This is a genomic window from Blastococcus sp. TBT05-19, from assembly GCF_003319095.1.
Classification (GTDB): Bacteria; Actinomycetota; Actinomycetes; order Mycobacteriales; family Geodermatophilaceae; genus Blastococcus.
Genome location: NZ_QOHI01000007.1, coordinates 12,785 through 39,148, shown reverse-complemented (window position 1 = coordinate 39,148; position 26,364 = coordinate 12,785). Strand labels below are relative to the sequence as shown.

Below are 26,364 nucleotides of genomic sequence, written 5' to 3'. Positions count from 1 at the left end.
CAGGAAGAGCGCAGCCTGTGGACGCGTATGCTCTCCGGTACGGCCCGTCTCGACGGGTCGACTTCGCGTGTCCTCTTCCCGCCGATCGGCGGGGCAGTCGCCACCTCGGTCCCGGCTCAGCCGGGTGAGTGGTGCCGCAGGACGCCAGGGCGTGCACCACCCGGTGCCCGCGACAACCGTAGAGCGCGCGGCCCCGGCCGCGCGCTGACATCAGAGAGGCTGCGATATGGCAGTCGTCAGCATGAAGCAGCTGCTCGACAGCGGCGTCCACTTCGGGCACCAGACCCGTCGCTGGAACCCGAAGATGAAGCGCTTCATCTTCACCGAGCGCAACGGCATCTACATCATCGACCTGCAGCAGACGCTCGGGTACATCGACAACGCCTACGAGTTCGTCAAGCAGACCGTGGCCCACGGTGGCTCGATCCTGTTCGTCGGCACCAAGCGTCAGGCGCAGGAGGTCGTCGCGGAGCAGGCCACCCGCGTCGGCATGCCCTACGTCAACCAGCGCTGGCTGGGCGGCATGCTCACCAACTTCCAGACGGTCTTCAAGCGCCTCGAGCGCCTCAAGGAGATCGAGGACATGGAGCAGACCGGCGTGCTGGTCTCCCTGTCCAAGAAGGAGCAGCTGGTCCTCAGTCGCGAGAAGGCCAAGCTCGACCGCTCCCTCGGCGGTATCCGCGACATGAAGAAGGTGCCCAGCGCCATCTGGATCGTGGACACCAAGAAGGAGCACATCGCCGTCGGCGAGGCCCGCAAGCTGAACATCCCGGTCGTCGCGATCCTGGACACCAACTGCGACCCCGACGAGGTCGACTACAAGATCCCGGGCAACGACGACGCGATCCGCAGCATCGCCGTGCTGACCCGCGTGGTCGCCGACGCGGTCGCCGAGGGCCTCATGGCCCGCTCGGCCGCGCAGGCCAACGCCGGTCGCGAGGACGGCGCCGAGCCGGCCGTCGCCGCCGGCGAGCCGCTGGCCGACTGGGAGCGGGAGCTGCTGACCGGTGGCACCGCCGCCGACCAGGCCGCCGCCACCCCGCTGCCCGAGACCCCGGCCGAGGCGCCGGCGACCTCGGCCACCGAGGTCGCCCCGGTCGAGGGCGTGCCCGCGACCGGCAGCACCGAGACCGGCACCCAGGGCGCCCAGAACGGCTGAGTAAGGACCCCCTCGCTCCCCACCGCTCGCACGCTCGCGGTGGGCCCCTGCGAGGGGGCCTTCCAGGCTCACCCTCGCACCCAGACTTCTGAGGAGAAGGAACATGGCTGACTTCACTGCGGCCGACGTCAAGCGTCTGCGCGACGCCACCGGCGCCGGGATGATGGACTGCAAGAAGGCCCTCACCGAGGCCGACGGCGACTTCGAGAAGGCCGTCGAGTTCCTGCGCGTCAAGGGCGCCAAGGACGTCGGCAAGCGCCTCGAGCGCTCGACGACCAACGGCATCGTCGTCAGCAAGGACGGCGCGCTGCTCGAGCTCGACTGCGAGACCGACTTCGTCGCCAAGAACGCCGACTTCATCGCGCTGGCCGAGCGCCTGCTCGAGATCGGCCTGACGAACAAGGCCACCGACGCCGAGTCCCTGCTGGGCAGCGACGTCGACGGCCAGACCGTGGCCGCGCTCGTCGAGGGCGAGTCCGCCCGCATCGGCGAGAAGCTGGTGCTGTCGCGGTTCGCAGCGTTCGAGGGCGCCACCGCCACCTACCTGCACAAGCGGGCCACCGACCTGCCCCCGGCGATCGGTGTCGCGGTGCAGTACTCCGGCGGTTCCGAGGAGGCCGCGCGCAGCCTGGCGATGCACATCGCCGCCGCTCGCCCGCGCTTCCTCACCCGCGACGAGGTCCCGGCCGAGACGGTCGAGACCGAGCGCCGCGTCGCCGAGCAGACCGCGAAGGAGGAGGGCAAGCCGGAGCAGGCGATCGTCAAGATCGTCGAGGGCCGCGTCAACGCCTTCTACAAGGACTTCGTCCTGCTCGAGCAGCCGTCGATCACCGAGCCCAAGCGCACGGTCAAGCAGATCGTCGACGAGGCCGGCCTGACCGTCGAGCGGTTCGCCCGCTTCGAGGTCGGCCAGAACTGACGTAGTAAGAGGACCGTCCTTCCCCCCAACGCCTCGCAGGCTCGGCGCGGGACCCTGAAGGACGGCCGTTCCAGCACGTTGCGTGCGGCCCCGCTCCCTTCCGGGAGCGGGGCCGTTCGCCTGTGCGGCAGGATCACCAGCGACACGAAGACGACCGAGGGATGAACTCTTGACCGACACCACCGCACCCTTGTCCGCGCCCAGTGCCTTCGAGCCGGCCGACGGGCACGGCTACAAGCGCGTGCTGCTGAAGCTCTCCGGCGAGGCCTTCGGCGGCGGCAGCGTCGGTGTGGACTCCGGCATCGTGCACAGCATCGCCCAGCAGCTCGCCGACGTCGTGCACGGCGGCACCCAGGTGGCGGTCGTCGTCGGCGGCGGCAACTTCTTCCGCGGGGCCGAGCTCGCCGAGGCCGGCATGGACCGCCGGCAGGCCGACTACATGGGCATGCTGGGCACGGTCATGAACGCGCTGGCCCTGCAGGCGTTCTGCGAGCAGGTCGGCCTGGAGACCCGGGTGCAGACGGCGATCGAGATGGGGCAGGTCGCCGAGCCCTACATCCCGCGCAAGGCGGTCCGGCACCTGGAGAAGGGCCGGCTGGTCATCTTCGGTGCGGGTGCCGGCATGCCGTACTTCTCCACCGACACCGTCGCCGCCCAGCGCGCCCTGGAGATCGGGTGCCAGGTGCTGCTGATGGCCAAGAACGGCGTCGACGGCGTCTACGACGACGACCCGCGCACCAACCCCGACGCCCGGATGTACACCGACCTGGACTACGCGAAGGTCCTGGGCGACGAGCTCAAGGTCGCCGACGCGACGGCGATCAGCCTGTCGATGGAGAACCGCATGCCGATCGTCGTGTTCAACCTGCTGACGGACGGCAACATCGCGCGGGCGGCATCAGGTGAGAAGATCGGCACGCTGATCAGCCAGTCCGTCGAGTCCTGACCGACCGGCCGACCCACACACCGGAGAGACGACGGCGGAGGTCCCGCCGCCGATGGAGGGAAGACCCGTGATCGACGACACCCTGCTCGATGCCGAGGAGCGGATGGACAAGGCCCTGTCCGTCGCCCGCGAGGACCTCGGCTCGGTGCGCACCGGCCGGGCGGCGCCCTCGATGTTCAGCAAGATCATGGTCGACTACTACGGCGCGTACACCCCCGTGCCGCAGATGGCCTCGATCACCGTGCCCGAGGCGCGCATGGCCGTCATCAAGCCCTACGACATGGGTCAGCTGCAGGCCATCGAGAGGGCCATCCGGGACAGCGACCTGGGCGTCAACCCCACCAACGACGGCCAGATCCTCCGCGTCGTGTTCCCGCAGCTCACCGAGGAGCGCCGTCGCGACCTGGTCAAGCAGGCCCGGTCGAAGGGGGAGGACGCCAAGGTCGCGATCCGCAACATCCGGCGCCGCGCCAAGGAGGAGCTCGACCGCATCGCCAAGGACGGCGAGGCCGGTGAGGACGACGTGCGTCGCGCCGAGAAGGAGCTCGACGACCTCACCTCGCAGCACGTCAACCAGATCGACGAGGCCATGAAGAACAAGGAGGCCGAGCTCCTCGAGGTCTGACCTCAGCTCGGCTGCCACGTCCATGACGCCTCCCTCCGCCGACCGCCCGGGCTCCGTCCGCCCGGGTGCCGGGCCGTTCCCGCGGCTGGGCACCCGCCGGGCCCGGACGGACGACGCCGACACCGGCCCGGTGCCGGTCGCCGGGTCCCGGCCCGTCCCGCCGCTGCCCCCGCGCACCCCGGTGCCGGTGCCGGAGGACACGAGCGCCTTCCCGCAGGTCGAGCCGGACGACGTCGCGCCGGCGACGGCGCTGCCGCAGCCGGCGGTGGAGGAGCTGCCCACCACCGAGAAGCCCGTCGGCCGGGCCGGGCGGGACCTGCGCGCGGCGATCGGTGTGGCGCTCCTCCTGGGCACGGCGATCGTGGGGACCCTGCTGGTCTGGCCACCGGCGTTCCTCGCCGTGCTCGGTGCCGCCATCCTGGTCGCCGTCGTCGAGCTGGGCCAGGCGCTCCGGGCCGGGAACTTCCACCCGCCGCTGGTGCCGCTGCTGGTCGGCACGGTCGCCATGGAGGCGCTGGCCTGGACCCGCGGCCCCACGGGGCTCATCACCGCGTTCTTCCTCACCGCGCTCGCGGTGCTGGTCTGGCGGCTCGCCGGTGGTCCGGCCGGCTACCGGCGCGACGCGGCCGCGGGTGTCCTCACCGCGCTCTACGTCCCGCTGCTCGCCGGCTTCGCGGTGCTGCTGCTCGCCCCCGACGACGGCGCGGCCCGCGTCCTGGTCTTCATCGGCACGGTGGTCTGCAGCGACGTCGGTGGCTACGCGGCGGGGGTGCTCTTCGGCAAGCACCCGATGGCGCCTTCGATCAGCCCCAAGAAGTCGTGGGAGGGCTTCGCCGGGTCGGTGCTGGCCTGCGTGCTGGTGGGCACGCTCGTGCTCACGCTCACCTTCCACGCGCCGTGGTGGACCGGCGTGGTCTTCGGCGTCGCGATCGCCGTCACGGCGACCCTGGGCGACCTCGCCGAGTCGCTGATCAAGCGCGACCTCGGTATCAAGGACATGGGCGCGATCCTGCCCGGCCACGGCGGCATCATGGACCGGCTGGACTCGCTGCTGCCCTGCGCGGCGCTGTCCTACCTCCTGCTGTCGGTCTTCGCCCCGATCTGACTCACGCTCCTCGGCTGACCGACCAGGCGCGGCCGACGTCGGCGAACCCGCGGCGGGCGTACCAGTGCTGCGGCCAGTCGTCACCCGCCGCCTCGAGCACGACCAGGTCGCAGCCGGCGTCGTCGGCCAGCTGCAGCGCCCGGCGCAGCAGGGCGTCGGCATGGCCGTGGCCTCGCGCGGCCGGGTCGGTCACTACCGAGTCCACCGCCGCGGTAGCGCCGTCGACCCGCAGCTGCGCGGACGCCACCACCCGGTCGTCCTCCCGCACCACGAGGTCGGTGACGGCGACGACCCGGTCGTTGAGGTGCTCGCGGCCCACCAGGTCCGCGACCGCCCGGTCGAGGTCGGGGCCCAGGTGGGCCAACCCCTCGCGCCAGGACCGCTCCCAGAAGTCGTGCACCTCGGGCTGGGCGACGACCTCGACGCGCGCCACGTCGCCGGTCGGGGCCGGTCCGGTGCGGGCCATCAGCACCAGCTCCTCGGTCTGCCACCCCCGGTCGCGGAGGTCCGCCGCGGTGGTCTCCGCGCCGGGCCAGCCCAGCCAGGCGGCGCGGTGCGGCCAGCCGGCGTTGCCGCCGACCTCCTCCGCGGCTGCGTCGACGGTCGCTGCGTCCACCGGCTCGAGGAACAGCAGCCGGTTGTTGTCGTGCGAGCGCACGTGGTCGGGGTCCAGCACCGCGATGCCGCCGGGAACGTCGCCCAGCCCCACGGCGCGGCGCACCGGGAGCGACGCGTAGAAGGCGACCGCCCGGCCCAGGACGTCGCCGGGGGAGGGCAGCGGCGGCAGCGGCGAGCGGTAGGGGACGACGGCGACGACGGCGGTCACCGGCAGCGGGCCGTAGAGGTGCGGGAACAGCATCCCGGCGGGGTCCTCCGGGCGACCAGATTCGAAACGCACCGGATCGGGCAGCCGGACCGGGTCGACCACCAGCAGCGCCACGTCGCGCCGACCGGGGAACAGCGCCCGCGCGGGCAGGTGCACCTGGTCGGGGGTCGACAGGTGCACGAAGCCGACGTCGGCCAGGGAGGCCGGGCGGACGGCGCCCTCGCGCAGGGCCGCGCGCCAGGCGGCGGGCTCGATCAGGTGGAGGAGGACGTCGGCCACTCTGCGATCCTGCCCGCATGACCGACGAGGACCTCGACCGCATCGCACGGGGGTACCGCGAGTTCGTGGCCGAGGCGCAGCCCACCTCCCCGCTGTACGCGGAGCTCGCCGGGCACGTCGCCGGGTCCGAGCGCGTGCTGCGGTTCCTCGCCGGGCTGCCCGTCGGCAAGCGGCAGCCCAACCTGCTCCTCGCCGCGCTGCAGTTCCTCGACGGCGCACCGGCCGACGGCGCGGAGCTGGAGCGCCGGATCACCGAGGACGGCGACCGGGTGCGCGCGACCGTCCTCGCCCGCGCCACCCAGACCAACGAGCCGGCCCGCTGCGGCGCCCTGCTGCCGGTGCTCGCCCGGCTCGCAGGCCCGCTCACGCTGATCGAGGTGGGCGCCTCCGCCGGCCTGTGCCTCTACCCGGACCGGTACGGCTACGACTACGACGGCGTGCAGGTCGGGCCGACGGACTCGCTGCGCATCCGGGTCGAGACCTCCGGCGGTGTGCCCGTGCCGAGCGCGGTGCCCGAGGTGGCCGCCCGCATCGGCATCGACCTGAACCCGCTCGACCCCACCGACCCCGGCGACCGCGACTGGCTGCGCGCGCTGGTCTGGCCCGGGCCGGTCGCCGAGGAGCGGCTGGCCCGCCTGGACACGGCGGCGGAGGTGGCGGCCCGCGAGCCGGCCACCCTGCTCGCCGGTGACCTCGTCGACCGGCTGCCCGACGCCCTGGACCTGGCGGCGCCGGGCAGCACCGTCGTCGTGATGCACACCGCCGTGCTGCCCTACGTCCCGGGCGACGTGCGGGCGCGGTTCGCCGAGGCGGTCGCCGGGCTCCCCGTGCGCTGGCTCGCCCAGGAGCCGCCCGGCGCGGTGCCCGGCACCGGCGAGCGCCCGGCCGACGGGTGGGGGAAGGAGTTCGTCGTCTCCCTGGACCGCCGGCCCCTGGCCCGCTCCGCCCCGCACGGCGGCCGGCTGGACTGGCTGGACGGGGACCCGCGGTGACCGACGAGATCCCGGCCGGCCCCACCGACTGGGGGACGACGGTCGGCGTCGGCCCGTGGGAGGGGCCGTGGCCGCAAGCCCCGCGCTACGACCCGCAGCTGCTGGCCGAGGGCGACCGGCGCAACGTCGTGGACCGCTACCGGTACTGGACGGTGGAGGCGATCGTCGCCGACCTCGACCGGCGCCGGCACCCGTTCCACGTCGCCATCGAGAACTTCGGGCACGACCTGAACATCGGAACGGTGGTGCGCACCGCCAACGCCTTCCTCGCCGCGGAGGTGCACGTCGTCGGACGGCGCCGGTGGAACCGGCGCGGGGCCATGGTCACCGACCGCTACCAGCACCTGCGCCACCACGCCGACGTCGGCGGCCTCCTGGCGTTCGCCGCCGAGCAGGGGCTGGCGGTGGTCGCCGTGGACAACGGCCCCGGCGCGGTGCCGATCGAGACCGCACGGCTGCCCGAGCGGTGCGTGCTGCTGTTCGGCCAGGAGGGTCCGGGGCTGACCCCGGAGGCCCGGGAGGGGGCGGCGATGACGGTGTCGATCGCCCAGTTCGGCTCCACCCGGTCGATCAACGCCGGCGTGGCCGCGGGCATCGCCATGCACGCGTGGGTGCGCGAGCACGCCGGCGTCGGCCGGCCGTGACCGGCAAGGTCGACCTCAGGCGGGAGCTGGACGGCTACCGCGCCCGGCGAGGGGAGTTCCGCGTCCTGGACGTCCCCGACCTGCGGTACCTGATGATCGACGGCTCCGGGGACCCGAACACCGCGCCGGCGTTCACCGAGGCGGTGGAGGCGCCGTACCCGGTGGCCTACGCGCTCAAGTTCGCCGGCAAGGCCCTGGGCCGCGACTACGTCGTCCCGCCGCTCGAGGGGCTGTGGTGGGCCGAGGACATGGCCTCCTTCACCGCGGCGCGGGACAAGGCGCGGTGGAACTGGACCCTGATGATCCTGGTCCCGGAGTGGATCGGCCGGGAGCAGTTCGACGCGGCTCCGGAACGGTTGAGGAGGCGTCCGGCCCGCCTGGACGACGTGCGGCTCGAGACGCTGGCCGAGGGCCGGTGCGTGCAGACGCTGCACGTGGGGTCCTTCGACGACGAGGCCGGGGTGCTCGCCCACCTGCACGACGTCGTCGTCCCCGGCGCCGGGTTCCGGATGACCGGGGAGCACCACGAGATCTACCTCTCCGACCCGCGCAGGACGGCACCGGCGAAGCGGCGCACGATCCTCCGCCAGCCGGTCGCGCCGGCGCAGGGATAGCCGGTCAGCCGGTCAGCGGCGGGTCGGGGTCGATGCCCCGCACGTGCAGCGCGCGCTCGATCGCCTCGCAGACGGTGCGGACGACGGCGACGCGGGCCCACCGCTTGTCGTCGCCGGCGATCACGTGCCACGGGGCGATGTCGGTGGAGGTGCGCTCCAGCATCTCCTCGACGGCCGCCTCGTACTCGGCCCTCTTCTCCCGGTTGCGCCAGTCCTCGTCGGTGAGCTTCCAGGCCTTGTAGGGGTCGGCCCGCCGGCTCTCGAACCGGCGCAGCTGCTCCTCGGGGGAGACGTGCAGCCAGAACTTCACCAGGATCGTGCCCTCGGCGGCCAGGGACGTCTCCAGGTCGACGATCTCCCCGTACGCCCGACGCCACGCCTCCTCGGTCGCGAAGCCCTCCACGCGCTCGACGAGCACCCGGCCGTACCAGGTGCGGTCGAGCACGGCCATGCCGCCCCAGCCCGGCAGCACCGGCCAGAAGCGCCACAGGAAGTGGTGCCGCTTCTCGTCGCGGGTGGGAGCGGCGAACTGCGCCACCCGCACGTGCCGCAGGTCGAGCTCGCCGACCAGCCGCTGGATCGCCCCGCCCTTGCCCGACGCGTCCCAGCCCTCGAAGAGCACCAGCAGGGGCGGGCCGAGCTCGCCGGAACCGATCTGCCCGCCCAGGAGCAGCCGCAGGTGCACCAGCCGCGCCTGCGCCTCGGCCAGCTGCTCCTTGCCCTCCTTCTTCTCCAGGGCGAGGGAGAGGTCCACGTCGGCGAGCCGGCTCATGGCCCGACCCTGCCAGGGATCCACCCCTCCCGCGTGAGTTCGGTCTCCGGAGCGGGACCACACCGCCCAGGAGTGGGACCATGGACGACGCCATGACTGCCCTGCCCCTGGTCTTCGACGCCCCCCGCCGCGGCATGCCGCCCCGCCACCTCGCCGACCTCACCCGCGAGGAGGCCCGCGCGGCGGTGTCCGAGCTCGGCCAGCCGGCGTTCCGGGCCGACCAGCTGGCCCGGCACTTCTACCGCGGGGTCACCGACCCGGCGCAGATGACCGACGTCCCGGCGGCGGTCCGCGAGACGCTCACCGAGGCGCTGCTGCCGGGCCTGCTGACCGTCGTGCGGCACCAGACCGCCGACGACGGCCGCACCCGCAAGACGCTGTGGAGGCTGCACGACGGCGCGCTGGTCGAGAGCGTGCTCATGCGCTACCCCGACCGGGCCACCGTCTGCATCTCCAGCCAGGCCGGCTGCGGCATGGCCTGCCCGTTCTGCGCCACCGGCCAGCAGGGGCTCACCCGCAACCTCTCGGCCGCCGAGATCATCGGCCAGGCGGTCGCCGCCTCGGCCGCGATGGCCAACGGCGAGCTCGACGGCGGCCCCGGCCGGCTGTCCAACGTCGTCTTCATGGGCATGGGCGAGCCGCTGGCCAACTACGCCCGCGTCCGCAAGACCTTGGACGCGCTGCTCACCCCGGCCCCGCACGGCCTGGGGCTGTCGCAGCGCTCCGTCACCGTCTCCACCGTCGGCCTGGTGCCGGCGATCCGGAAGCTGACCGAGGAGGGCCGCAACGTCACCCTCGCGGTCAGCCTGCACGCCCCGGACGACGAGCTGCGCGACACCCTCGTGCCGATCAACACCCGCTGGAACGTCGGTGAGGTGGTGGACGCCGCCGACGCCTACGCGCGGAAGACCGGCCGCCGCTACTCCATCGAGTACGCGCTGATCCGCGACGTCAACGACCAGCCCTTCCGCGCCGACCTGCTCGGCAAGCTGCTGGCCGGACGGCTCGCGCACGTGAACCTCATCCCGCTCAACCCGACCCCGGGCAGCAGGTGGGACGCCAGCCCCCTGCCGGCGCAGCGCGAGTTCGTCGCCCGCCTGCGCGCGGCCGGCGTGCCGACGACGGTGCGCGACACCCGCGGGCAGGACATCGACGGCGCCTGCGGGCAGCTGGCCGCAGCCGACCAGGTCGAGGGCGTGCCGAGCGTCGCCGTCGCCACCCCGTCGGTCGAGCCGGTCGAGGCGCCCGTGCCGCTGGGGGCCGAGGCGGACCAGGAGTGACCGCCGGCGCCCCGACCCCACCCCCGTCGACGGCCGAGGCGCACGAGCACAGCCACGCTGACGTCTCGGGAGGGTGGCTGCGGGCCGCCGTCTTCGGCGCCATGGACGGGCTGGTCACGAACACCGCGCTGGTCGCCGGTGTCGGGGGCGGCGGGGCGTCGTCCCGGGCGATCGTGCTCTCCGGCGTCGCGAGCCTGGTGGCCGGCGCCATCTCCATGGCGCTGGGCGAGTACACCTCGGTGAAGACCCAGAACGAGCAGCTCGACCTGGAGGTCGAGAAGGAGCGGCGCGAGCTCGAGCGCAACCCCGAGGGGGAGCTCGCCGAGCTGATCGCGATGCTGCGCGTGCGGGGCGTCGATGAACGGCTGGCGCACGAGGTCGCCGTCCAGCTGTCCCGCGACCCCGAGACGGCGCTGCGCCTGCACGTGGTCGCCGAGCTCGGCCTCAACCCGGAGGACAAGCCGTCCCCGTCGGTCGCCGCGGTCTCGTCGTTCCTCACCTTCGCCACGGGGGCCCTGATCCCGCTCGTGCCGTTCCTGCTCGGTTCCTCGCTGCTGTGGGCGGCGCTGGTCTGCGGGGGCGTGGGCCTGTTCGCGGCAGGGGCGATCTCGGCCCGCTTCACCCCGCGCGCGTGGTGGTACGCCGGGCTGCGCCAGCTGCTGTTCGGCGCGGTCGCGGCAGGGATCACCTACCTGATCGGGTCGGCGATCGGCGTCGCCGTCTCCTGACCCGGGGTCAGGCGTCGCAGGACAACCCAGCGGCAGCCACGGCCGCCGCGGTCTCCTCGGTCGGGAAGCGCGCGAGGGTGCCGTTCACCGGGTCGCCGACCGGGAGGACGGACACCGGGCCGAGGTCCGCAGAGGCGAGCGCCGCCAGCTCGCCGGCCGACGTCCCCTCGTCCACGGTCAGCGCGTCCGAGGCCGCCCAGGCCGTCGCCTGAAGACGCCAGGGTCGCAGACGGGCGTCGTCGGCGGCCGCCGAGAGCGCCTGCACCAAACCTGCGGCGGTCCGGGCGCGGACGTCGGGGTCGGCAGGTGCCGGTACCCAGGTGTCCGCGCGCAGTTCCTCCGGCTGGCGGGAGCGGACCAGCGCCAGGGCGGTCCGGCCGTCGACGTGCTGGACACCGGCCCGGGCCAGATCGAGTTCCGCGAGGGGATCCCGCACAGCCGCGGGGACATCGACCTCCAGGCCGCCGAGCGCGTCGACGACGGCAGCGAAGCCGGCGAGGTCGACGCTGACCAGGTGGTCGGTGGGGATGCCGAGAGAGCACAACGCGTCGACCGTGGCCTGCGGCCCGTCGAGCCACGTGAGCGCCAGCCGCCCTCCACCGGTCGGGGTGGAGACCACGACGTCGCGCGGGACGGACAGGACGGTCGTGCGCTCGCCGGACGAGTGGAGCACGAGGACGACGTCCGCCCGGCTGCCGGGCACCTGCTCGGGGGTGCCGACGTCGCCCGCCGCCATGCCCGTCGGGAGGTCGGCGCGGGAGTCCTCACCGATCAGCACCCACGTCGTGCCCGGGCCCTCGCGGAGCTCGACGGGGACGCGGTCGACGCGCGCGGCGAGCACCGCCGCGTCGAGGACCAGCGCCCCGGCCACGAGCAGCAGCGACCCAGCCGCGAGCCAGGACCGTCGGCGGACGGCGGCGCGACGCGACGGAAGCCGGCCGGAGGAGCTCCGGCCGGCTTCCGCCGGGAGATCGTCGGTCACGCTCAGGCGCTGGCGCCCTGACGGCCGCGTCCACGGGCGGCGACGATGGCGCCGGCTCCCGCCACGACCAGTGCCCCGCCGATCACCAGCGGAAGGGTCACGTCCGCTCCGGTGTTCGCGAGCGTGGGCCGGGCAGCCGCCGGCGCGGCCGCGACGGTGACGGGGTAGCGCACCGTGCTGCCGTCGGCACGGGTGACGACCAGGTGGTGCAGGCCGGCAGGGGTCCCGGCGGGCACGGTCAGCGCGAAGGCCATCCTGCCGCTCGCGTCAGCTTGGTCCTCCCCGAGGTCCTGCGGCGTCGAGTGCAGCGCGAGCCGCACCTTCTCGAGCGGCAGGTACCCGGTGAGCAGGAGGGCGAGCTTGCCGCCAGGGACGACCCCGGCCGCAGGGGCGATGCTCTGCCCCGGTCCGACCGTGGCGCAGCCCGAGGCGCACTCGGCGGGCACCGGCAGCGCGCCGAAGGTGATGGCGGCGAGCGGGTACGAGCGCTGTCCGAGGTAGTCGTCGCAGACCACCTGGATCCGGTAGGTCCCCTTAGGGGTGGCGGGACCGAACACCTCCCGGAACTCGAAGCTCCCGTCCGGGTAGCTCTGCCCACCGTCGCCCAGCAGCGGCGTGTCGGGGGACGTGAGGGTCAGCCACGGCTTCGAGCCGCCGGGGCGAGCGGTGCAGCCGGTGACGCTGACCGTGAAGTGCTCGTTGGCCTGCACGACGGTGTGGGAGACGACCGGGCGCGGCAGGTCGGCGGCGGAGGCGGCCGGTGCGGCCAGGGCACCGACCCCGGCCACGACCGCGCCGGCCAGGGCGCCGGTGAGAAGGCGGCGCAGGTTGAGGCGGGACATGAGGCTCTCCGGCTGGCGAACGGTCCGGACGTCCCGGACGTGTTCGTCGATCTTGTCGCCACCGCGCTACGAGAACCGGGCGGAACCGCGCTCATGGTCGACGAACCAGACGCCGTTCCGCGCACATAGTTGCCAATCGACAACGAAGGCCCGCTCCGAACCGGAGCGGGCCTTCGTCGAGAAGTGTTCAGCGGCGCCAGGCGGTCTTCTTGCGACGCAGGTCCCAGATGAGGATCAGGGCCATGAGCCCCGCGGTGGCGTAGAGCCACAGGTCCTCGACGCGGCCCTCGTGGTTGCCGATGAGGTAGGTCAGGATCACGGCCGTCGCGATCCAGCCGCCGATCTGGCCCCACTTGCCGGTCTCGCCGTGCCAGCCCCAGTCGGCGGGGCTCTCGTGCTCGACGGGGTGGGCACCCGCGCGGACGACAGCCTCTTCACGTCCGGGCTGGCTGACCCGCTGGGTCGACGGGGAGTGGAATGCCTCGGTCACGCCGTCATTCTGGCAGGAGCCCGGGCGGGACACCCGTCGAGGGCGCCCGTGCGGCGGGTCGGGGAGGATGCGGGCGTGACTGCGCTGCGCGAGGTGACCCTCCTGGGCTCCACCGGCTCCATCGGCAAGCAGGCGGTGGCCGTGGCGCGGCAGAACCCGGACCGGGTCCGCATCACCGGGCTGGCCGCCGGGGGTGGCGACGTCGCGACGCTGGCCGAGCAGGCGCTGTCCCTCGGCGTCCGCACCGTCGCCGTCGCCCGGGCCACCGCGGCCCAGGACCTCCAGCTGGCCTTCTACGCCGCTGCCTCGCAGCGCGGCTGGAACAAGGGGGAGTACGCCCTGCCCGAGATCCTCGCCGGCCCGCGCGCGGCCGAGGAGCTCGCCGCCCGCCCGGCCGACGTGGTGCTCAACGGGATCACCGGCTCGATCGGGCTCGGTCCGACGCTGTCCGCGCTGCGCGCCGGCCGCACGGTGGCGCTGGCGAACAAGGAGTCGCTGATCGCCGGCGGCGACCTGGTGCTCGCCGCGGCCGGCCCCGGGCAGCTCGTGCCGGTGGACTCCGAGCACTCGGCGATCGCCCAGTGCCTGCGGGGCGGTGACCGGGGTGAGGTCGCCCGCCTGGTGCTCACCGCGAGCGGCGGCCCGTTCCGCGGGCGCACCCGCGAGCAGCTCGCCGAGGTCACCGTCGAGCAGGCGATGGCCCACCCGACCTGGGACATGGGCCCGGTCATCACGATCAACTCGGCGACGCTGGTCAACAAGGGGCTCGAGCTCATCGAGGCCCACCTGCTCTTCGGCGTCCCGTTCGGCGACATCGACGTCGTGGTGCACCCGCAGTCGATCGTGCACTCGATGGTCACCTTCGCCGACGGCGCCACGATCGCGCAGGCCAGCCCGCCGGACATGCGCCTGCCCATCGCGCTGGCCCTGGCGTGGCCGGAGCGGCTGCCGCACGTGCAGCCCGCGCTGGACTGGTCGGCGGCGAGCACCTGGGAGTTCCTGCCGCTGGACGAGACGGCCTTCCCCGCCGTCGCGCTGGCCCGCTCGGCCGGGGAGGCCGGAGGGGTCGCGCCGGCCATGTACAACGCCGCGAACGAGGAGGCGGTCGCCGCGTTCGTGGCGGGTCGCCTGTCGTTCACAGGGATCGTGGACCTCGTCGCGCGTACCCTCGACGCCGCGCCGGACCTCGGCGTCCCCACCTGCGTCGACGACGTGCTGGCGGCGGAGAAGTGGGCCCGGGAACACGCCCGGGGTGTGATCGCCGGAGGCTGAGCTGAGCGGGATCCTGCTGACGATCCTGGGGATCGTCCTCTTCGCCCTCGGCCTGATGTTCTCCATCGCCTTCCACGAGGCCGGCCACTTCTGGTGGGCCCGGAAGTTCGGCATGCGCGTGCCGCAGTTCATGGTGGGCTTCGGTCCGACGATCTACTCCCGGCGCCGCGGCGAGACCGAGTACGGCGTCAAGGCGATCCCGCTCGGCGGCTTCATCCGGATCGTCGGGATGATCCCGCCGGCCGAGGAGAACGAGAGCAAGCGGGCCACCCGCATGCGCAGCTTCATCGCCGAGGTCCGCGGAGCGGCCCTGGACGACGTCCTGCCCAGCGACGGCGACCGTGTCTTCTACAAGAAGCCCTGGTGGCAGCGGGTCATCGTGATGTTCGCCGGGCCCTTCCACAACCTGGTGCTCGCCGTCGTCTTCTTCACCGTCGTGCTGGTCGGCTTCGGCATCCCGGAGATCACCACCACCATCGCGCGCGTGCCGGACTGCGTGCTGCCGGCCGGAGCCGCGACGGCGGGTGCCGAGGACCCCTGCGCCGTCCCGATCACGCCGGAGGGGCAGCGCTGCGAGGAGGGGACCGCGGGCTGCGCCCTCCCCGCCCGCAGCCCGGCCGCCGAGGCCGGCCTGCGCGCCGGCGACACGATCCTGGCCATCGACGGCGACCCCGTCTCCCAGGAGACCGACGTCGGCTGGGACGAGGTCCAGGAGGCGATCCGCACCAGCGCCGGGCAGCCGCTGGAGCTGACCGTCGAGCGCGACGGCCGGGAACGCGAGCTGACCGTCACCCCGACGGAGAACCTCGCCTACCTCTCCGACGACGGCGAGACGACCGGCATCGTGGGCTTCGTGGGCATCAGCCCGGCCGACCGGGACGTGCGCCAGTCGATCACCGAGGTGCCGGGTCACCTGGGGCGGATCGTGGTGACCTCGGTCCAGCGGCTGGCCGAGATCCCCGAGCGCATCCCGCAGCTGTTCCGCGCCACCTTCCTCGGGGAGGAGCGCGACCCGCTCGGCCCGATCGGCGTGGTCGGCGTGAGCCGGATCTCCGGTGACGTCTTCGCCTACGAGCAGTTCTCCGCCGCGCAGAAGATCGGCTACTTCATCCAGCTGCTCGCCGGGATGAACATAGTGCTGTTCCTGTTCAACCTGCTGCCGATCTACCCGCTCGACGGCGGGCACGTGGCCGGCGCGCTGTACGAGAAGGCGCGCTCCAGCGTGGCCCGGCTGCGCGGCCGGCCCGACCCGGGGCCGTTCGACATCGCGCGGCTGATGCCGGTGGCCTACGCCGTCGCCGGGGTCTTCCTGGCGCTGTCGCTGCTGCTGTTCGTCGCCGACATCGTCAACCCGATCCGCTTCGGCTGAGCGCGCCCGACGCAGGTCACAGCGCCGTCGGCGGCGCGGTGGCGGCGACGGGGGATACTGGGCGGCATGGCGATCCCCGTCGGCCTCGGCATGCCCGCTGCACCCCCTCCCGTCCTCGCCCCGCGGCGGAAGACCCGCCAGCTGGACGTGGGCGGCGTCGGCGTCGGCAGCGACCACCCCGTCAGCGTGCAGTCGATGTGCACCACGAAGACGGCGGACATCAACGCGACCCTGCAGCAGATCGCCGAGCTGACCGCCTCCGGGTGCCAGATCGTGCGCGTCGCCGTCCCCGACACCGACGACGTCGCGGCGCTGCCGATCATCGCGAAGAAGTCGCAGATCCCGGTCATCGCCGACATCCACTTCCAGCCGCGCTACGTGTTCGCCGCGATCGACGCCGGCTGCGCCGCGGTCCGCGTGAACCCCGGCAACATCAAGAAGTTCGACGACAAGGTCGGCGAGATCGCCCGCGCGGCCAAGTACGCCGGCACCCCGATCCGGATCGGCGTCAACGCCGGGTCGCTCGACAAGCGGCTGCTCGCCAAGTACGGCAAGGCCACGCCCGAGGCGCTGGTCGAGTCCGCGCTCTGGGAGTGCTCGCTGTTCGAGGAGCACGACTTCCGCGACATCAAGATCTCGGTCAAGCACAACGACCCGGTGGTCATGGTGCGCGCCTACGAGCTCCTCGCCGAGCAGTGCGACTACCCGCTGCACCTCGGCGTGACCGAGGCCGGGCCGGCCTTCCAGGGCACGATCAAGTCCGCCGTCGCCTTCGGTGCGCTGCTGTCCCAGGGCATCGGCGACACCATCCGCGTCTCCCTTTCGGCCCCGCCGGCCGAGGAGGTCAAGGTCGGCAACCAGATCCTGGAGTCGCTGAACCTCAAGCAGCGCGGGCTGGAGATCGTCAGCTGCCCCTCGTGCGGTCGCGCGCAGGTCGACGTCTACAAGCTGGCCAACGAGGTCACCGCCGGGCTCGAGGGCATGGAGGTGCCGCTGCGCGTCGCCGTCATGGGCTGCGTCGTCAACGGCCCGGGGGAGGCCCGCGAGGCCGACCTCGGCGTGGCGTCGGGCAACGGCAAGGGCCAGATCTTCGTCAAGGGCGAGGTCGTCAAGACCGTTCCGGAGTCGCAGATCGTCGAGACCCTCATCGAGGAGGCCCTGCGCATCGCCGGTGAGCACGTCGACGCCGGCGAGCCCTCCGGCCCGCCGGTCGTCACCGTCAGCTGACCGTGCTCCGCGCGACCGCCGCCCGGGTCCTCGACGAGAGCGACGAGCCCGCCGTCACCGAGCTCCTCGCCACGGACCCGGTGGCCACGTGCTGGCTGGCCGGACGCGTGGAGGCGGTGGGCACCGGCGCCCTGGCCCTCGGCGCCCCGCTCTGGGGGTTCGGCTCGGGCCGGTCGGTGGAAGCGGTGTGCCTGGCCGGCGCCAACCTCATCCCGTTCGCCCTCCCCGGCGCGGAGCGGGCGTCGTCCGCCGCCTTCGCGGAGCGGGCCCGCCGGGCGGGTCGCCGGTGCAGCACCATCGTCGGCCCGGCGGGCGCCGTCGAACCGCTGTGGCAGCTGCTCGAGCCCTGGTGGGGGCCCTGCCGCGACCACCGGCCGCGGCAGCCGTTGCTGGCGATCGACGGGCCACCGGCCGTCGCGCCCGAGCCCCGGGTGCGGCCGGTCCGGCCCGAGGAGCTGGAGACGCTGCTGCCGGCGTCGGTCGCGATGTTCACCGAGGAGGTCGGCGTCAGCCCGCTGCGGTCCGACGGCGGTGCCGGGTACCGGGCCCGGGTCGCCGAGCTGATCCGGGCCGGCCGCTCGCTGGCCTGGATCGAGGGCGGCGAGGTGATCTTCAAGGCCGAGATCGGCGCGGTGTCCCGAGCCGCCTGCCAGGTCCAGGGCGTCTGGGTCGCCCCCGCCCACCGCGGGCGCGGCATCGGCACCGCGGGCACCGCGGCGGTGGTCGAGTACGCGCGGTCGGTCATCGCCCCGGTCGTCAGCCTCTACGTCAACGACTTCAACGGTCGTGCCCGGGCGTCGTACGCGCGGGTCGGTTTCCGCGAGGTCGGGATGTACTCCAGCGTGCTGTTCTGAAGCGCGCGTCGCCTTCTGACAATGTGACCCCGTGCGGACACGACCAGCCCCTCTGCTGCTGACCTCCCTGCTGATGGCCGTGCCGGTGCTGGCCGGCTGCTCCGGCAGCAGCGAGGACGACGTGCGCAGCGCCGCCGAGGCGTTCCTCGAGGACTGGGCCGCGGGCGAGACCGGAGCCGCCGCCGAGGCCACGACCGACACCGCCGTCGCCACCGCGCTGCTCGAGCAGACCGCGGCCGACCTGCCCGGCGCGGTGCTGCGCCCCGAGCTGGGCGACATCACCGTCGAGGACGACACGGCCACCGTCGACTGGACGGCGACCTGGGCGCTGGCGGCCGCGCCGGAGTGGAGCTACGACGGCGCCCTGCGCCTGCAGGAGGGCGAGGAGGCCTGGGAGGTCGTGGCCGAGCCCGCGATGGTGCACCCCGAGCTGGGGGAGGGGCAGCGCCTCGAGCTGGTCCGCAGCCTGCCCGAGCGCGCGCCGATCACGGACGCCGAGGGGACCCCCCTGTTCACCGAGACCGAGGTGGTCAACGTCGGCGTGGCCAAGGGGCAGGAGACCGACCTCCCGGCCCTGGCCGCCGCGCTGTCGGCGGCCACGGGCATCGCCGCGGACGAGATCGTCGCCGACGTGCAGGCCGCCCCCGACGGGCAGTTCGTCCCCGTCATCACGCTGCGCCGGCCGGACTTCGAGCGGATCCGCGCGCAGGTGTTCGACCTGCCGGGTGCGGTGTTCCCGACCGACACCCGGTCCCTCGCGCCCACGCCGCGCTTCGCCGAGGCGCTGCTCGGCCGGGTCGGTGGCGCGACCGCCGAGATCATCGAGGAGTCCGCCGAGGACGGCGTCCCGCGGTACGCCGCCGGCGACCAGGTGGGCCTGTCCGGGCTGCAGCGCGCGCTCCAGGAGCAGCTCACCGGCACCGCCGGCTTCACCGTCTCGGTGGTGAGCACCGACGAGGGCACCGGCGACGCCGGCCGCGAGATCGCCGCGGTCGACCCGGTGCCCGGAGAGCCGGTCCGGACGCCGCTGGTGCGGGGCCTCCAGGAGGCCGCCGACGCCGCGGTCGCCGCCGAGGCCCGGCCCACCCACCTCGTCGTCGTGCGCCCCGGGACCGGCGAGCTCCTCGCCGTTTCCTCCAACGAGATCGCCGACGCCGGGAACGCGCTGGCCGGTCAGTTCCCACCCGGCTCGAGCATGAAGGCGATCACCGCGACCGCGCTCCTGTCGGCCGGCTCGGTGGCCCCGGACTCCCCGGTCGCGTGCCCGGGCACCACGGTGGTCGACGGCCGCGAGTTCGAGAACCAGGACCAGTTCGACCTGGGCACCGTGCCCTTCACCGAGGCGTTCGCGCAGTCCTGCAACACGACCTTCATCGAGGAGGGGCTGCAGCTGCCCGACCCCGCGCTGGCCGAGGCGGCGGCGGCCTACGGCGTGGGCACCGACTGGCAGCTGCCGGTGGACGTCTTCAGCGGCACCGTGCCCTCGGACAGCACCGGGACGACGAAGGCGGCGAACGCGATCGGCCAGGGCCAGGTGCTGATGAGCCCGGCCCAGATGGCGCTGGTCGCCGCGGGCATCGCCAGCGGCACGCCGGCCGCCCCCGTCGAGGTCGTGGGCGCCGAGCCCGCCGGCGCGACCCCTGCCGGCCCGTCGGCCGAGGTGCTGGCCGCGCTCCGGCCGCTGATGCGGCAGGTCGTGCTCTCCGGGACGGCGACGGCGCTGGGCGACCGGGGCGAGGTGTTCGGCAAGACCGGCACCGCGGAGTACGGCAGCAACACCCCGCCGGACTCGCACGGCTGGTTCGTCGGCTACCGCCTGGGCGGCGCGGGGGGCGACCTGGCGTTCGCGGTGCTGGTCGAGGGCGGTCAGTCCAGCAGCGCCGCGGTCGCGGTCACCGACGCGTTCCTCGGCGCGGTGCGCTGAGGAACGCGGGTCACCGCGCGGGCAGCCCCGGCAGCGCGCTCGTCGTCGTCGTCTTCCCGGCGGCCGCCCGCCACGACACCGCCCGCACCTCGGCCCCGCCGAGCGCGCCCATGGCCAGCTCGCGGGTCGCGCGCTCGCCGGCCCGGCCGAGCACCCGCACCCACGCCGCCACGACGCCGTCCTCCACGGTGACGGCCAGGTTCGCCGCGTCGACGGCGGAGAGCACCGGGAAGGGGAGGGCGTAGCCGCCCTCGGGTCCGGCGGGGTCCTCGCCGCGCTCGGCGAGCAGCGCCGTGAGCCGGTCCCGGACGTCGCGGTGCGCGTTCTCGGCCGCCACCACCGGCTGCCGCTGACCGGCCGGCAGCGCGGCGCCCACCACGCCGTAGCCCCAGACGGCCGCGTGCTCGGCGGCGAGGGCGTCGGCCAGCGCGTCGTTCTCCTCGGTGGTCTCCGTGCTGTCCTCAGCCATTCCCGAACTCCCTCATGCCAGTCGTGCCTCGTGCCCCCGCAGGCCCGCGGCGACCGAGCCCAGCAGGGCCGCCCGCGCGCCGGACTGGTCCAGGCAGGCGGCCGCGTGCGACGTGGCGGCGGCCGCGACCTGCGCGCGCAGCCACGCCTGGGCCCCGCCGGCGGGAGGGGTGCCGGTGGGCGGGGGCCCCTCGGGACGGTCACCCGGGGCGGCGTCCCGCAGCCGCTCCAGCTGCTCGCCGGCCTGGGTGGCGAGGTCGGCGGCGGCCGCGGCGAGCGCCGGGTCGGCGCCGAACGCCAGGTCGTAGGCCGCGACCAGCGTCTCCTGCACGGCGACCTGGCCGGCGAGCTCGTCGGCCTGCTCGCTGGTCACGGCCTCCTGCTCGTCGTCCGCGGAGGAGGTGCACCCCGCGAGGGTCACCAGCCCCGCCGCGGTGACCGCGAGCAGGGTGCGGCGGGTGAACGTCCGCGGGCCGGGGAGGGCGGTAGGAGGCATCACCGCCATCCTCTCAGCCGGACGCTCCGGCAGCCGGTCGCACGTGCCGCACGCCGTGCCGCGTCGCCCCCGGCGGATCCCGCCCGCCTCTCGCGCCCCACCGCGTGACGGGGTCCTCGCCCGGTGCGGCGGTCCGGCGCGGCCCGGCGGGCGGTAGCCTGGGCCCTTCCCCTCGGCACCGCGCCCGGCCGCTCTGCAGGTCTCCGGCGCCGGTCCGCAGGGGTGCGCGCACGCATCGTGCGGCCGACCGAGCCTGAGGAGGCAACTGTGTCCGCCTCTCGCGGAACCCAGCGGAGCGACCCCGCCACCGAGCGGCTCTCCGGCTGGATCCAGCCGGTCGTCACCGGGGCCGGGTACGACCTCGAGGAGCTCGTGGTGACCCCCGCCGGCCGGCGCAGCGTCGTGCGCGTGGTGGTCGACCGCGACAACGGGGTGACCCTCGACGACATCGCCGAGGTCAGCCGGGCGGTCTCCGAGGTGCTCGACAGCAACGACGACGGCATGGGCCGGACGCCCTACGTCCTCGAGGTGACCAGCCCCGGCGTCGACCGCCCGCTCACCGAGCCGCGCCACTGGCGGCGCAACGACGGCCGCATGGTGCAGGTCGCCGTGGGCCCGGCCGGGTCCACCGAGCAGCTCACCGGCCGCATCACCGGCGTCGACGACGCCGGCGTCACGCTGGCGGTCGAGGCGAAGGGCAAGCCGGGCGCGAAGAAGCGTGCTCCGCAGCCCCGCCTCGTGCCGTGGGCCGACCTGGGCGCCGGCCGGGTGCAGGTGGAGTTCGCGCGGCACGACGCCGCGGACGACTCCCACGACGACGACCTCGCCGAGGACGTCGACGACATCGACGACGACATCGCGCAGGACGACGCCGCGGACCTCGACGACCTCGACGAGCCCGCGGACGACGACGGAGGAGAGAAGTGAACATCGACGTCACCGCGCTCAAGGCGGTGGAGCGGGAGAAGGGCATCCCGGTCGACACGGTGATCGAGGCCCTCGAGACGGCGCTGGTCACCGCCTACCGGCACGCCGACGGCGCGGCGAAGCACGTCCGGGTGCACGTCGACCGCAAGAGCGGCGAGGTGGCCGTCCTCGCGCAGGAGCTGGGTCCCGACGGCGAGCTCGTGCGCGAGTGGGACGACACCCCGTCGGACTTCGGCCGGATCGCGGCCAGCACCGCCAAGCAGGTCATCGTCCAGCGCCTGCGCGACGCCGAGAACGAGCAGACCTTCGGCGAGTACGCCGGCAAGGAAGGCGACATCGTCAGCGGCATCGTCCAGGCCGACCAGCGGCGCAACGCCAGCGGTCTGGTGATGATCGACATCGGCAAGGTCGAGGCCGTGCTGCCGTCGGCCGAGCAGGTGCCGGGGGAGACCTACACCCACGGCAGCCGCATCAAGGCCTACGTCGTGGCGGTGTCCCGCACCTTCCGCGGCCCGCAGGTCACCGTCTCCCGCACCCACCCCAACCTGGTGCGCAAGCTGTTCGCGCTCGAGGTGCCCGAGATCGCCGACGGCAGCGTCGAGATCGTCGCGGTCGCCCGCGAGGCGGGCCACCGCTCGAAGATCGCCGTCCGCACCGCCGTGCCGGGGCTCAACGCCAAGGGCGCCTGCATCGGGCCGATGGGTCAGCGGGTGCGCAACGTGATGAGCGAGCTGCACGGAGAGAAGATCGACATCGTCGACTGGGTCGAGGACCCGGCCGACTTCGTGGCGCAGGCGCTGAGCCCGGCACGGGTCAGCAGTGCCCGGCTGGTCGACGCCCAGGCCAAGGCCGTGCGGGTCGTCGTCCCGGACTACCAGCTGTCGCTGGCCATCGGCAAGGAAGGGCAGAACGCCCGCCTCGCCGCCCGCCTCACCGGCTGCCGGATCGACATCCGCAGCGACGCCCAGCCCGACGACGCCGACGCAACCCCCTCGCCGGGGGTGGGCCGGCCGCCGCTGCGCTCGGGCGCCCCGGCTCACCCGGCCGGGGGGCGCGGCGGCGCTCCGGCCGGCCGTTCGCAGCCTCCGGCGGGCGGTCCGCGCTCCGCGCCGCGGCGCGCGGAACATCGCGGACCGGCCACGCGCTAGAGTTACCGGTGGCCGAAACGTCGAATCCGGTCCGCACCTGCGTGGGGTGCCGGAAGAAGGCGACGGTCAACGACCTGCTGCGCGTCGTCGTCGTGGCCGGGGAGCTCGTCCCCGATCCACGGCGGGTGCTACCCGGTCGCGGTGCCTCCCTGCACCCGACGGCGGAGTGCCTGCGCGCAGCGGAGCGTCGCCGGGCCTTCCAGCGGGCGCTGCGCAGCAGCACCCCCGTGGAGGCCGGTCCGCTCCGGGAGCACGTCCTCGGCCCCTCGTCCTGAGGCGCCGGGGTCGCGGTCCGGATCGGGCACGCAGCAGGACACAGTCGGGCCGGCACCAGGCCGGTCCGCACGTCGACAGGACACCGTCGGATGACTCAGCCGTGAAGTTCTCACGATGACCATGCGCTACTGACGACGAGGTCGAGCGGGCAAGCCGCCGGCCTCACGAAGAGGAGACCCGTGCCAGGCAAAGCCCGCGTACACGAACTCGCCAAGGAGTTCGGTGTCGACAGCAAGACCGTGCTCGCCACGCTCAAGGAGCAGGGCGAGTTCGTGAAGTCCGCGTCCTCCACCGTCGAGGCCCCCGTGGCCCGGCGGCTCCGCGAGGCGCTCGGCGCCGCCACCGGTGGCGGCAGCGCACCGGCCGCTCCCGCGGCCCCCGCCGCCCGCCCCAGTGCCCCGGCCCCCAAGCCTGCGGCCCCGGCCGCTCCCGCCGCGCCGTCGGCACCGGCCGCCTCCGCGCCGGCTGCCCAGGCCCCGGCTCGTCCGGCTGCCGCTCCGGGTCCGCGCCCCGGCCCGCGTCCGGCCGCGCCGGCTCCGCAGGCCCCGGCCGCCCAGGCCCCGGCGGCTCCCGCCGCCCAGGCCCCGGCTCCGCAGGCCCCGGCCGCCCCGGCTGCGCCGCGTCCCGCCGGACCGCGTCCGGCCGGCGGTGCCGCTCCCGGTGGTCCGCGTCCCGGCCCCCGGCCGGCGCCGCGGCCGGGCAACAACCCCTTCAGCAGCGCTCCGCGGCCGGCTCCGGCCGGCGGCGCGGCGCGGCCCGGTCCGGCCGGCCCCGGTGGGCCCGGCGGTCCTCGTCCGGCGCCCGGCGCCGGTGGTCCGCGCCCCGCGCCCGGTGCCGGCGGCCCCCGTCCCGCGCCCGGCGCGCGTCCGGGCCCGGGTGCCGGTGGCCCCCGTCCGGCCGCCGGTCCCGGCGGTCCGCGTCCCAACCCGGGCATGATGCCGCAGCGCCCGTCGCCGGGCATGATGCCCGGCCGTCCGGCCGGTGGCGGCCGCCCCGGTGGCGGTCCCGGTGGTCGTGCCGGTGGTCCCGGCGGCGGTGGCCGTCCGGGTGGTCCCGGCGGCGGCGGCTTCCGTCCCGGCGGCGGCGGCGGTGCCCCTGGCGCCGGCGCGCCGGCCGGTGGTGGCTTCCGTGGTGGCGGCGGTGGCCGCGGTCGTGGTCGCGGTGGTTCCGGTGCCGGTACCGCGGGTGCCTTCGGGCGTCCCGGGGGCCGTGGACCGGTCCGCGGGCGCAAGAGCAAGAAGCAGCGGCGTCAGGAGTTCGACTCGATGGCGGCGCCCAGCATGGGCGGCGTCAGCCTGCCGCGCGGCAACGGGCAGTCCGTCCGGCTGCCCCGTGGCGCCTCGCTGACCGACCTCGCCGAGAAGATCGGCGCCCAGCCCGCCGCGCTGGTCACCGCCCTGTTCCACCTGGGCGAGATGGTGACCGCGACGCAGTCGGTCAACGACGAGACGCTGCAGCTGCTCGGTGCCGAGATCGGCTGGGTCATCCAGGTCGTCAGCCCCGAGGACGAGGACCGCGAGCTCCTCGAGACCTTCGACCTCACCTTCGGCGACGAAGAGGGCGACGAGGGCGACTGGGACGTCCGTCCGCCGGTCGTGACCGTCATGGGTCACGTCGACCACGGAAAGACCAAGCTGCTCGACGCCCTGCGCAACACCAACGTGGTGGCGCGCGAGGCCGGCGGCATCACCCAGCACATCGGCGCCTACCAGATCGTCAGCGAGCTCGAGGGCGAGCAGCGGCCGATCACCTTCATCGACACCCCGGGTCACGAGTCGTTCACCGCGATGCGTGCCCGAGGCGCGAAGGTCACCGACATCGTCGTGCTGGTCGTCGCGGCCGACGACGGCGTCATGCCGCAGACGGTCGAGGCGCTCAACCACGCCCAGGCGGCCGAGGTGCCGATCGTGGTCGCGGTGAACAAGGTGGACAAGGAGGGGGCCAACCCCGCCAAGATCCGCCAGCAGCTCACCGAGTACGGCCTGGTGGCGGAGGAGTACGGCGGCGACACGATGTTCGTCGACGTCTCCGCGCTCAACCGGATCGGCCTCGACGAGCTCACCGCGGCGATCCTGCTGACCGCCGACGCCTCGCTGGACCTGCGCGCGAACACCGAGCAGGACCCGCAGGGTGTGGTCATCGAGGGCAAGCTGGACAAGGGCCGCGGCCCCGTCGCGACGGTGCTCGTCCAGCGCGGAACGCTGCGCCAGGGCGACTCGATCGTGGCCGGCGACGCCTACGGTCGCGTCCGGTCGCTGCTCGACGAGCACGGCAACAAGCTGAAGGAGGCCCTGCCGGCCCGCCCCGTGCAGGTCGTGGGTCTCACCTCGGTGCCGCGTGCCGGTGACACGTTCCTCGTCGTCGAGGAGGACCGCGTCGCCCGGCAGATCGCCGACCGTCGTCAGGCCCGCATCCGCAACGCGCAGAACGCGTCGATGCGGAAGCGGATCAGCCTCGAGGACCTCGACGCCGCGCTCAAGGAGACCCGTCAGCTCAACCTGATCATCAAGGGCGACAACTCGGGCACCGTCGAGGCGCTCGAAGAGGCGCTGATGAAGATCGAGATCGACGACGAGATCTCGCTGCGGGTCATCCACCGCGGCGTGGGTGGCATCACCAAGAGCGACATCGACCTGGCGCTGGCCGACGACGTCATCGTCCTCGGCTTCAACGTCCGGGCCGAGGGCCAGGCCACCGAGCTCGCCAACCGCGAGGGCGTGGATGTCCGGTACTACACGGTCATCTACCAGGCGATCGAGGAGATCGAGGCCGCGCTCAAGGGCATGCTCAAGCCCATCTACGAGGAGGTCCAGCTCGGCACGGCGGAGGTCCGCGAGGTCTTCCGGGTGCCGAAGATCGGCAACGTCGCCGGTTCGCTGGTCCGCAGCGGCACGATCGTGCGGAACTCGAAGGCCCGTCTCATCCGCGACGGTGCCGTGATCGCCGACAACCTGACGGTGGAGTCCCTCCGCCGCTTCAAGGACGACGCGACCGAGGTCCGCGAGGGCTACGAGTGCGGTATCGGCCTGGGGTCGTTCAACGACATCAAGACCGATGACGTGATCCAGACCTTCGAGATGCGCGAGAAGCCGCGCGAGTAGAAGGACCCCGCTGCCCCCGCGCCTCGCACGCTCGGCGCGGGGCCCTGCAGCGGAGCCGTTCCAGCACGTCACTTGCAGCGGGTCGGTGGGAGGTGCACT

Annotated in this window: 26 protein-coding genes; 19 read left to right on the top strand and 7 right to left on the bottom strand. The window is 74.1% G+C overall.

Annotated features, from left to right (window positions below; all coding sequences use genetic code 11):
• Positions 1 to 226 precede the first annotated feature (226 nt).
• The 5 genes from rpsB (at position 227) to DQ244_RS17135 (ending at position 4,754) form a co-directional block, all read left to right on the top strand.
• Positions 227 to 1,159, top strand: coding sequence for a 30S ribosomal protein S2 (gene rpsB, locus DQ244_RS17155; RefSeq protein WP_113812731.1), 933 nt, complete (start codon positions 227 to 229; stop codon positions 1,157 to 1,159).
• Positions 1,160 to 1,262: 103 nt separating this feature from the next.
• Complete coding sequence (gene tsf / locus DQ244_RS17150; RefSeq protein ID WP_113812730.1) at positions 1,263 to 2,078, top strand: translation elongation factor Ts; 816 nt, start codon at positions 1,263 to 1,265, stop codon at positions 2,076 to 2,078.
• Positions 2,079 to 2,268: 190 nt separating this feature from the next.
• Complete coding sequence (pyrH, locus tag DQ244_RS17145; RefSeq protein ID WP_233491718.1) at positions 2,269 to 3,024, top strand: UMP kinase; 756 nt, start codon at positions 2,269 to 2,271, stop codon at positions 3,022 to 3,024.
• 67 nt (positions 3,025 to 3,091) lie between these two features.
• Positions 3,092 to 3,649: a ribosome recycling factor gene (gene frr, locus DQ244_RS17140; protein ID WP_113812728.1), complete on the top strand. Its 558-nt coding sequence runs from the start codon at positions 3,092 to 3,094 to the stop codon at positions 3,647 to 3,649.
• Between the two features lie 22 nt (positions 3,650 to 3,671).
• A complete protein-coding gene (locus tag DQ244_RS17135) occupies positions 3,672 to 4,754 on the top strand; it encodes a phosphatidate cytidylyltransferase (protein WP_113812727.1) in 1,083 nt (360 codons plus the stop codon).
• A 1-nt stretch (position 4,755) separates the two neighbouring features.
• Here the strand turns inward: DQ244_RS17135 and DQ244_RS17130 are convergent, their stop codons facing one another.
• Positions 4,756 to 5,859, bottom strand: a complete 1,104-nt coding sequence (locus DQ244_RS17130; RefSeq protein WP_113812726.1) for a GNAT family N-acetyltransferase — start codon at positions 5,857 to 5,859, stop codon at positions 4,756 to 4,758.
• A 17-nt stretch (positions 5,860 to 5,876) separates the two neighbouring features.
• Between DQ244_RS17130 and DQ244_RS17125 the strand changes: the two genes are divergently transcribed.
• Genes DQ244_RS17125 through DQ244_RS17115 form a run of 3 tightly spaced genes read left to right on the top strand, consistent with a single transcriptional unit; the run spans position 5,877 to position 8,109 of the window.
• Positions 5,877 to 6,851, top strand: coding sequence for a DUF2332 domain-containing protein (locus DQ244_RS17125; RefSeq protein ID WP_113812725.1), 975 nt, complete (start codon positions 5,877 to 5,879; stop codon positions 6,849 to 6,851).
• Positions 6,848 to 7,495, top strand: coding sequence for an RNA methyltransferase (locus DQ244_RS17120; RefSeq protein WP_113812724.1), 648 nt, complete (start codon positions 6,848 to 6,850; stop codon positions 7,493 to 7,495). Before DQ244_RS17125 ends, DQ244_RS17120 begins: the two co-directional genes overlap by 4 nt.
• Positions 7,492 to 8,109, top strand: a complete 618-nt coding sequence (locus DQ244_RS17115) for a GyrI-like domain-containing protein (protein ID WP_113812723.1) — start codon at positions 7,492 to 7,494, stop codon at positions 8,107 to 8,109. The genes DQ244_RS17120 and DQ244_RS17115 overlap by 4 nt, the downstream gene beginning before the upstream one ends.
• A 4-nt stretch (positions 8,110 to 8,113) precedes the next feature.
• Here DQ244_RS17115 and DQ244_RS17110 read toward each other — a convergent pair whose 3' ends face one another.
• Positions 8,114 to 8,881: a polyphosphate kinase 2 family protein gene (locus DQ244_RS17110; RefSeq protein ID WP_113812722.1), complete on the bottom strand. Its 768-nt coding sequence runs from the start codon at positions 8,879 to 8,881 to the stop codon at positions 8,114 to 8,116.
• 92 nt (positions 8,882 to 8,973) lie between these two features.
• On the opposite strand from DQ244_RS17110, the gene rlmN reads away from it, so the two are divergent.
• Together rlmN and DQ244_RS17100 are read left to right on the top strand one after the other, a co-directional pair.
• Positions 8,974 to 10,161, top strand: coding sequence for a 23S rRNA (adenine(2503)-C(2))-methyltransferase RlmN (rlmN, locus tag DQ244_RS17105; protein ID WP_113812938.1), 1,188 nt, complete (start codon positions 8,974 to 8,976; stop codon positions 10,159 to 10,161).
• Positions 10,158 to 10,889, top strand: coding sequence for a VIT1/CCC1 transporter family protein (locus tag DQ244_RS17100; protein ID WP_113812721.1), 732 nt, complete (start codon positions 10,158 to 10,160; stop codon positions 10,887 to 10,889). Before rlmN ends, DQ244_RS17100 begins: the two co-directional genes overlap by 4 nt.
• 7 nt (positions 10,890 to 10,896) lie before the next feature.
• Here DQ244_RS17100 and DQ244_RS17095 read toward each other — a convergent pair whose 3' ends face one another.
• The 3 genes from DQ244_RS17095 to DQ244_RS17085 all read right to left on the bottom strand — a co-directional run bounded on the left by DQ244_RS17095 (position 10,897) and on the right by DQ244_RS17085 (position 13,203).
• Positions 10,897 to 11,871, bottom strand: coding sequence for an LCP family protein (locus DQ244_RS17095; RefSeq protein WP_113812720.1), 975 nt, complete (start codon positions 11,869 to 11,871; stop codon positions 10,897 to 10,899).
• A gap of 2 nt (positions 11,872 to 11,873) precedes the next feature.
• A complete protein-coding gene (locus DQ244_RS19475; RefSeq protein ID WP_158544600.1) occupies positions 11,874 to 12,713 on the bottom strand; it encodes a hypothetical protein in 840 nt (279 codons plus the stop codon).
• A gap of 187 nt (positions 12,714 to 12,900) precedes the next feature.
• Positions 12,901 to 13,203 (bottom strand): DUF2631 domain-containing protein, encoded by a 303-nt coding sequence (locus tag DQ244_RS17085; RefSeq protein ID WP_113812719.1) that lies wholly within the window; start codon positions 13,201 to 13,203, stop codon positions 12,901 to 12,903.
• Between the two features lie 75 nt (positions 13,204 to 13,278).
• On the opposite strand from DQ244_RS17085, the gene dxr reads away from it, so the two are divergent.
• The 5 genes from dxr to DQ244_RS17060 all read left to right on the top strand — a co-directional run bounded on the left by dxr (position 13,279) and on the right by DQ244_RS17060 (position 19,849).
• Complete coding sequence (gene dxr / locus DQ244_RS17080; protein WP_113812718.1) at positions 13,279 to 14,475, top strand: 1-deoxy-D-xylulose-5-phosphate reductoisomerase; 1,197 nt, start codon at positions 13,279 to 13,281, stop codon at positions 14,473 to 14,475.
• Position 14,476: 1 nt separating this feature from the next.
• A complete protein-coding gene (locus DQ244_RS17075) occupies positions 14,477 to 15,844 on the top strand; it encodes an RIP metalloprotease (RefSeq protein ID WP_369832127.1) in 1,368 nt (455 codons plus the stop codon).
• Positions 15,845 to 15,910: 66 nt separating this feature from the next.
• Entirely contained in the window at positions 15,911 to 17,071 is a 1,161-nt protein-coding gene (gene ispG, locus DQ244_RS17070) for a flavodoxin-dependent (E)-4-hydroxy-3-methylbut-2-enyl-diphosphate synthase (RefSeq protein WP_199580454.1), read from the top strand.
• Between the two features lie 2 nt (positions 17,072 to 17,073).
• Positions 17,074 to 17,925: a DUF4081 domain-containing GNAT family N-acetyltransferase gene (locus tag DQ244_RS17065; protein WP_113812716.1), complete on the top strand. Its 852-nt coding sequence runs from the start codon at positions 17,074 to 17,076 to the stop codon at positions 17,923 to 17,925.
• A 31-nt stretch (positions 17,926 to 17,956) separates the two neighbouring features.
• Positions 17,957 to 19,849 carry a penicillin-binding transpeptidase domain-containing protein gene (locus DQ244_RS17060; protein ID WP_233491692.1) on the top strand — a complete coding sequence of 631 codons (1,893 nt, stop codon included), beginning with the start codon at positions 17,957 to 17,959 and terminating at the stop codon, positions 19,847 to 19,849.
• Between the two features lie 10 nt (positions 19,850 to 19,859).
• On the opposite strand, the gene DQ244_RS17055 is transcribed toward DQ244_RS17060, so the two are convergent.
• Positions 19,860 to 20,318, bottom strand: coding sequence for a ferritin-like domain-containing protein (locus DQ244_RS17055; RefSeq protein ID WP_113812714.1), 459 nt, complete (start codon positions 20,316 to 20,318; stop codon positions 19,860 to 19,862).
• Positions 20,319 to 20,330: 12 nt separating this feature from the next.
• On the bottom strand, positions 20,331 to 20,813 hold the full coding sequence (locus tag DQ244_RS17050) for a hypothetical protein (protein WP_113812713.1): 483 nt from the start codon (positions 20,811 to 20,813) through the stop codon (positions 20,331 to 20,333).
• A 267-nt stretch (positions 20,814 to 21,080) separates the two neighbouring features.
• Between DQ244_RS17050 and rimP the strand changes: the two genes are divergently transcribed.
• The 4 genes from rimP to infB all read left to right on the top strand — a co-directional run bounded on the left by rimP (position 21,081) and on the right by infB (position 26,265).
• Positions 21,081 to 21,740 (top strand): ribosome maturation factor RimP, encoded by a 660-nt coding sequence (gene rimP, locus DQ244_RS17045; protein WP_113812712.1) that lies wholly within the window; start codon positions 21,081 to 21,083, stop codon positions 21,738 to 21,740.
• On the top strand, positions 21,737 to 22,888 hold the full coding sequence (gene nusA, locus DQ244_RS17040) for a transcription termination factor NusA (RefSeq protein WP_113812711.1): 1,152 nt from the start codon (positions 21,737 to 21,739) through the stop codon (positions 22,886 to 22,888). The genes rimP and nusA overlap by 4 nt, the downstream gene beginning before the upstream one ends.
• Before the next feature lie 8 nt (positions 22,889 to 22,896).
• Complete coding sequence (locus DQ244_RS17035) at positions 22,897 to 23,163, top strand: YlxR family protein (RefSeq protein WP_233491691.1); 267 nt, start codon at positions 22,897 to 22,899, stop codon at positions 23,161 to 23,163.
• A gap of 180 nt (positions 23,164 to 23,343) precedes the next feature.
• Positions 23,344 to 26,265 carry a translation initiation factor IF-2 gene (gene infB, locus DQ244_RS17030; RefSeq protein ID WP_113812709.1) on the top strand — a complete coding sequence of 974 codons (2,922 nt, stop codon included), beginning with the start codon at positions 23,344 to 23,346 and terminating at the stop codon, positions 26,263 to 26,265.
• The last annotated feature ends 99 nt before the right edge of the window (positions 26,266 to 26,364 follow it).